The organism is Acetonema longum DSM 6540, assembly GCF_000219125.1.
In the GTDB taxonomy this organism is placed as follows: domain Bacteria; phylum Bacillota; class Negativicutes; order Sporomusales; family Acetonemataceae; genus Acetonema; species Acetonema longum.
Map to the genome: position 1 here is coordinate 1 of NZ_AFGF01000202.1, position 1,702 is coordinate 1,702.

The following is a 1,702-nucleotide window of genomic DNA, read 5'->3' on the forward strand; positions in this document are numbered from 1 at the left end:
GGGGCTGTCGCAAAACGTTTTTAGTAAAAACGTAAGCGGCAGCTCCTCTTTTTGTAAAAGAGAGAGCAGAATCCTTCTACGATACAGGAAAAAAGATCTTACCACTAGTTTTTGGGACATGCCAAAATAGAGGAAGCCTCTCCCCCGAACAGAATCTCGATATCGTATGGTCAGGCTGCTTTCAAAGGATGTAAATAACTCCCACACCGGGCACTTTGGATTTTGTTGTGGAGTTTGTTTAAGTTGTATCCCATGCACAATAGCAAAAACTCTGTCGTTGCCTTGACTTTTCCTCTTAGTAAAAATCGTCGGAAATTCATGTCTTCTTTCAAAACCCCAAAGGCTCCCTCTACCTGAATCGAACGATTCATGCGCAGCAGAATTCCTTGCGGGCTTTGAATACGATCCTGCATTTCTTGACGCTGTCTGAGAAAGGGTTTGGAGACATACAGGTTTTTGTTCCGATCCTCAAGCGGGGTCTTGCTGGTTCCTTTGATGCACTGGGCTTTATGGGGACAACCGGCGCATTCGATGCAGGTATAAACGGTTGTTATGATGGTGTAGCCAGATTTTGATTTCGTTTTTTTCTCATAGGCGGCTCGGATCGGATGTCCTTGATGGCAACGATAGCTGTCACTGGCGGCATCATAGAGCATATTTTCTCGTTTTCCGATATCGCTTTTATACGTTTTGGTTTTGGCTTGTTCATAGTTGGCGGGTTTAATGAAGGCGGTTTGCCCATTTTCTTCGCACCAGGTATAGTTTTCTTCACTTTCAAATCCGGCATCGGCTACCGGTTTGGTATAGCCTAATGGTTTCAGTTCTTTTAAAATGGGAATGAGGGTCTGACTGTCGCTTCGTTCTTGCGAGAGCCTGGCAGCGACAATATATTCCGCATCTACGGCTATGGTGGCATTGTAGCCAGGTTTGAGTTGCCCATTTTTCATGGGGTCTTCTTTCATTCGCATAAAGGTCGCATCTCTATCGGTCTTGGAGAAGCTATTGCGATCTCCTAAACTGTGGTTGTAGTCATCATAGCGCTTTTGACGGACCAGGTATTCTTCCACTTTTTCCAGGGCTCGCTGCAAAGGGGATTTTCGTTGCCCTCTTCCATGGACCAAACGAATTCCTTCTTTATGTTGCAAGGTTTTGAGACGTTTTCTCAGTTTCTTTAGGTGCTGCACTTTGATGGTCTCCCCGAGATAAAGGCGGAGGTGGAATGCTTTCACCAGCGTCGGTAACTCTCGCTTCATGGTTTCTTGCAGCTTTTGTTCGTGTTTTTGGCTGGATTTTTTCCAGACAAAGCTGTAGCGGTTGGCATTGGCCTCTAGTTTGGTTCCGTCAATGAAGACGCTGGATAGGGACAGTTCCCCCACATCGGCTAAAAGGCGCACCAGTTGGGCAAATAGATCATCTATGATCTGGGTGAGCCGTTGACTGCGAAAGCGAGCGATAGTGGCATGATCAGGGGCTTTTTCCCGGCCTAAAAGGTACATAAAGTTTACGTCGCGCCGGCAGGCTTGTTCGAGTTTGCGGCTGGAGTAGATGCCATTCATGAATCCGTATACCAGGACTTTAAACAGACGCTTCGGCGAGGTCTCGATTCTGCCCATTCGGGAGTATGCGGCATATAATTTGCTGTAATTCATCCTTTCTAGTACCGCACTGAGGAGTCGCACCGAATCATTTGCCGGAATGATTT

At 46.6% G+C, this 1,702-nt stretch carries 1 protein-coding gene; it reads right to left on the minus strand.

Going from position 1 to position 1,702, the window contains the following annotated elements:
* Window positions 1–170 precede the first annotated feature (170 nt).
* A complete protein-coding gene (locus ALO_RS16635; protein ID WP_040293734.1) occupies window positions 171–1,700 on the minus strand; it encodes an IS1182 family transposase in 1,530 nt (509 codons plus the stop codon).
* Between the last annotated feature and the right edge of the window lie 2 nt (window positions 1,701–1,702).